Below are 5,486 nucleotides of genomic sequence, written 5' to 3'. Positions count from 1 at the left end.
TTTGGTTTTAATTTTCAGCCTGTTTTTATATTTTGTGTCGATGTTCTTGGTGTATAAGGCGGGTTTGGAAATGGCTTATTTTTTATAGACACTCGGCATGCTCTCTTTTTTCAGGGCAATTTTCTGAAGGCCGATATCTGCACCGAACACATCGAAATTGGGGGTCTGCGTATCCGCGGTGGCAGTTTCGGCAGAAGGGATTTTCAGCGGGATGGTTTTCCCTGCGGGATCGGTGATGGTAAAGGATTCAACCAGGACTTTACCATTGGGGGAGTTGAGAAGGTCATCAATAGGCAGGGAATGTCCCCAGCCCAGGCCCACGGTGACATGGCCCGGCTGATGGGCAAATGATTCAAAGGTGTTCACCCAGAAACTATGGGCGTGGGCCAAGGAAACTGAGAAAATAAGTGCCAACAGAATAATTATTTTTTTCATATTTTTCCTCTTTGTATTTTGGCAGTTAAGTTTTTAAAATATTTTAGAAGCGGTAAGTCACCTGGATACCCACCTCTCCGGGATCACTATAGATGGTGTTAAACCCGTTATAGCAGCCATAAGAATCGTATTTTTCGTCAAAAATATTTTTGCCGTAGAGGTAAACATCAAAATGTTCCGTTTCATATCCGATTTTAGCATTAACAATTTGATAGGCATCCCGTTTATATTCATTGGATTTATCAAAATACATTTCACCATAACCAATCAAATCCGCCCTGGCATACAAGCCGTTTTCCCAACGGTATTGGGCGCCGATATTAAATGTATACTCCGGACTATAGGGAGTTTTATTTCCCTCGTAATCTCCGTCCTCATCCTTAAACTCGTCAAACTCAAGGTGGGTGTAGCCGATGCCGGCCATTATGGTCAGACCGGAGGTTATTTTGCCCGTCAACTCCAGTTCCACCCCTTTAGCGGTTGCTTCGGCCGCGTTGGTTAAATAAGACGCCGTTGGTGTAACCTTCTGCGAAACCTGCATATCGGAAATATCCATCAGGTAAATACTGGCGTTGACAATCAATCTGTTATTAAAAAAGATATTTTTTGCTCCTATTTCATAAGACCAGAGTTCTTCTTCATCATAGGTGGTATATTCCGGATCTGTGGCTGAAGAATTAAATCCGCCGGCCCGGTAGCCTTTGGATGCGCTTATGTAAGTCATGATTCCAGGCAAAATCCGGTATTCCAGGGCAAGCTTGGGCGTTATGGCATCCCATGAATCATCGAGATGCTCTGCGCTAATATGGTTTTGATATTCCTTTTCCGTTGTTTCATACCGTAAACCGCCGGTGAGACTGAACCGTTGGGACAGGGGATAGGTCATATTGGTAAAAACAGCATAGGTGTTTCCTTCGTCTTCGCTGTGTCGAACCCTGGTCAGAGTAGTAGCCCTGTCTTCCCCCTCATCCTTATCACCATAGACGCCTGCAATCCACTTCATGCCGCCATTGTCATAGTTCAGGCGCAGTTCCTGGGACACTGTCTCGCTTTCGGTTACCTTATCCGAATGTGAGAAGGTTACGCTATTGAAATCCCAATCATTGGTGGGCGAGTGTTCATAAACCCTTCTGGACGTAACAGACGTCAATTGAAACACATCGTTGATCTCATAATCAATTTTGAGGGATTGAGTTTCTTGTGAGCTATCGTTTTCCGCATTAAAATTGGAAGAGACCTTTCGATATTCGGGCGCAGGCAATCCGTACTGCGACGCCTCATACTCCGACAGGTTCATCTGATACGCGCCATCGTTATATTGAGTTTGTGATGCAACAAAAGAGATGTCCAGTTGATCCGTGGGTGTCCAGCGCAGATGTGCCCTGCCAAACCAGTGTTCTCTATCAGCCTCATCTTCTCCTGTTGCCGTGTTTTCGATGAAACCGTCTTTCTGGTGGAACTTTGCGGCAATACCCAAAAAAAGTTTGTCTTTTTGAATGGGACTGCTAAGCTTGACGGTGTAGGTTTGGGTTAAAGGGTCATCATCGGTCTCGGAAGAGAGCAATGTACCGATATTGACAGACAGGCTCCCCCTAAAGTCGTTGTCCGGTTGCCGGGTAATGATATTGATTGCCCCTGCTTCCGTGTTTTTCCCGTACAAGGTGCCCTGGGGGCCCCGGAGTACCTCTACCCGTTCAATATCAAGAAATGTAGAGTCAAATCCAAGCACCGACTGGACCGGAACACCGTCTATAAAAAGTCCGGTGGAAAGATCCATGGTTTGCCAGGGGGCGCTAATACCTCTCATGGAAGGTGCATTCATGCCACTCCCTCCTTGGTAAAATACCGCTAAACTGGGAACAAAACCGGCAAGATCAGAAATGGATTCGATTTTTGCGTCCTCAATTCCCTGGGCCGTGAATGCGGTGACCGCCATGGGTACGTCCTGGATATTTTCCTCCTGCTTTTGGGCAGTGACGGTTATGGTCTCCAGCGTTTCCGGGGTTTCAGACTGATCTTTAAGCGTTTGTCCGGAAAAGGCCGGCAGACTGACTGAAAACAGAAGGATTGCCGTTCCCAGAAATATCTTTGGTTTGAAAAACAAGTTCACTTCTCCTCCCTTTTTGGTATGTATTATCGTTTTTTCATCTGACGGGCATTATCACGAATGCGCCGGCAGACGGCCCTGTATGGAGATTGGCTTATAATACATTTTTCAGGAGAGGGTCTGGTAACTGGGTCTTTTTTGTCAGGATGGCAGTATTCTTTTAGTGATAAAAGCCACAGTTGCCCAGGCCTTATTTGATGGAATCTTTACTGGGCAGGTGGCCAAAATACTTTTTAAATGCTTTGGTAAAATAGCTGGGACAGGAAAAGCCCACGGCATAGGCCGCTTGGGCGACATTCATCTGGCCGTCCATCAAAAAATCCATGGCCGTTTCAAGGCGGCGGTTGCGCAGGTATTCAAAGGGAGTCATACCGTAAAACACCCGGAAGCAGCGGAACAGCTTGCTGCGGCACATTCCCACTGAACGGGCCAGTTGATTCAGGTCAGGGGGTGTTTCCAGATCACAGGCCAGCAGACGGGCCGCTTCCCGTATCCGTTCCTCATCCTGGGACGGCAAAGAATTGACATCATGTGTCCCGAGCTGGGCCGCTTCAATTTGGCCGATTTTATGGGCCATAAGTTCCAGGGCTTTGCTTTCAAGAAAAAAACGTTTAGCCCACCCTTCCTGGTAAGGGCAGTTAAATATCTGGAAAATGGCGGCACGCATGGCCGGCGTGATTTGATCTACATGGCTGAATGCCTTTTGGGGCGGCTTGTTCAGCCTAAACGGCAGCCCGTCGGTTTCCTCCCGGGCACAGGTATAAAACTGTGTAAAATCCATAAAAATACCGACACGCACCACCCGTTCCGTATCCATGTTTATGGTAAGTCCGTCCGGGTCTGCGCAAATAAAACGGGCTCGCCCCGACTCGAAGTCCCTGCCTCTTTTTTGACCCGCCGGATACCTGCGACGATAGCCGGACAACCAGAAACTAAATCCAATGGGATTAAAGGGGGAGGCCAACTCTACGGTTATGGGACGCTTGAGGGTGTAGTCTGCTGTGGTCAGTTGTATCCCGGATTTGAGACCGACGTTTTGTATGTATCCCTTCCCCATGGACGGGGAAAATGAGAACCGGGTATTTTCTGATGCACTTGCCATGGCTTGGGCCAGGTTATATATCGTTTCCATTTCAATAGACCCTTGGAACCAAGTTCGAACAAATCGATTACATGACCCAACCATTCAAACCCATATTCTTCCGGAATCAACCACTTTTCAACTTATTTCGTTTTACGGTGAGCCCCATTAGCAATCTCAAATATAGTTTTTAATATCTAACTTATATTTATAAATTGTCAACTGTTTTAGCCATAAATTGAATACTAAATACTAAGGTCGTGGAAATTTAATGCGGTCTCTTTAGAACCGCTTCAAAGCTTCAGGGGCCCGCGTCAAAGTCCGGGAATAAAAGCCCGTCTGTTTTGGACAGCGCCAGGGCATGGAAGGGGCAATTCTCCGGGTACGTTCCAATACGCCTATGAAAAAACCGCTCGTTTTTTGGTTTTATTACAGGAAGAATCTGAATCTGTTTTTAAGGCAAGAAAACCCGGCAGCGCAAAAGGGATTCTCCTGGTGTTATCGGAAAATGATGAAAAGATGATCAATACGGCATTATGGCGCGCAACCGGTCAACAATTCCCACCAGCGCGCCTGTTTTAAAATGGATGGCGTTGGCCGGGCAGACCTCCTGGCAGCAATAACAGCGGATACAGGTCAGATGATCAATGACGGCCCGGCGTGTTTCCAGCAGCCTGAGGCTTCCCGGCGGACAGACCGCCGCGCATTTGCCGCAGCCCTGGCACAGGACAGGGTCCTGGACGGGCCGGGATGTCAGGTGTCTGCGTATCAGTCCGGAAAGGAAAACCGGCACCTGCATGGCCGATTCCAGCACCGGCAATTGGAAATCTTTTGGGATCAGCCCGTTGGGGTCGTCGCCAACCATCTGCGTATCAGAACCATGGGATTTGGCAAGGCCCCTGCGGACTGCCGCACTATATAAAGGGAAACTTGCCGGATGCGCACCCAGCAGGGGCGCCAGGGCCAGATCCATGGCCAAAGGATCACAGGACGCGGCCAGAAAGCCAAGATGGCAGGGTGTGCCGTTATTGGGCCCGCGGCCTTGCATACCCCAGACAGCGTCAAGAATGGTCAGGGCCGGTTTGACCGTACGGCAGATATCCAGCAAAAGGTCGGCAAACAGGATCCGGTTGGTGCCTGCGTGCATATGCCACTGGCTTTTACGCGGACCCACCACTGTGCCGAAAAGATTTTTAACCCCCATGGTTAAAAGCATCATGCAATGGGTCTTCAGCTTGGGCAGATTGATGACCACATCGGCGGTCAGTGCGGTATCTTCCAGTTCCAGGGCATGGTATATTGAGCCTTGGGGCGTTCTGGCCAGGATTGGCCGGCAAAATTCAATCAGATCCGCCCCAAGCTCGGCAGCCACCGCCTTCATCCCGTTAACCCGGGAGATACGGGACACCCTGTCAATGGCCGGACTGTCTCCGATGATGATCCGCCCCCCGGCCTTTAACACCAGTTTTCCCACCGCACGCACCACGGCAGGGTCCGTGGTCACCCGCTGTTCCAACGGCGCGGCACTGAGCATATTGGGTTTGAGCAGCACACGCTGTCCCGGACGGACAAACTGTTCCATGCCACCGCACAATGTCACGGCCCGGTCCACTGCGGACGCCACATTTGCCGCATCATAATCCGGACATGCACAAAGCGCCACTTTAGTCATGACGTCTACCCCCATGTTTAAAGAGCCCTTTGATGTCCTCCAGTATCAGGTAAAGACAAGGCACAAGCCCCAGGGTAATCAGCGTGGCAAAAAAAATACCGAACCCAAGGGAGATGGCCATGGGAATAAGAAATTTTGCCTGGCGCGAAGTTTCCATGATAATCGGAGCCAAGCCCCCGCAGGTGGTTAAC

General features: G+C 49.3%; 5 protein-coding genes. All 5 read right to left on the bottom strand.

From position 1 onward, the window contains the following. Positions 1-75: 75 nt before the first annotated feature. A complete protein-coding gene (locus AB7U36_RS17345; RefSeq protein ID WP_428160940.1) occupies positions 76-435 on the bottom strand; it encodes a hypothetical protein in 360 nt (119 codons plus the stop codon). A gap of 43 nt (positions 436-478) precedes the next feature. Next, positions 479-2,545, bottom strand: coding sequence for a TonB-dependent receptor (locus tag AB7U36_RS17340; protein ID WP_428160939.1), 2,067 nt, complete (start codon positions 2,543-2,545; stop codon positions 479-481). Positions 2,546-2,732: 187 nt separating this feature from the next. Next, positions 2,733-3,674 (bottom strand): helix-turn-helix domain-containing protein, encoded by a 942-nt coding sequence (locus tag AB7U36_RS17335; RefSeq protein WP_428160938.1) that lies wholly within the window; start codon positions 3,672-3,674, stop codon positions 2,733-2,735. 472 nt (positions 3,675-4,146) lie between these two features. Beyond that, positions 4,147-5,295: a DUF362 domain-containing protein gene (locus tag AB7U36_RS17330; RefSeq protein ID WP_428160937.1), complete on the bottom strand. Its 1,149-nt coding sequence runs from the start codon at positions 5,293-5,295 to the stop codon at positions 4,147-4,149. Beyond that, positions 5,288-5,486, bottom strand: a 199-nt coding sequence (locus AB7U36_RS17325) for a hypothetical protein (protein ID WP_428160936.1), incomplete at its 5' end; no start/stop codon positions are given. The genes AB7U36_RS17325 and AB7U36_RS17330, both read right to left, overlap by 8 nt.

This window comes from Desulfobacter sp., assembly GCF_050177295.1.
The sequence above is the reverse complement of the archived record's forward strand: the minus strand, read 5'-3'. Positions and strand labels throughout refer to the sequence as shown.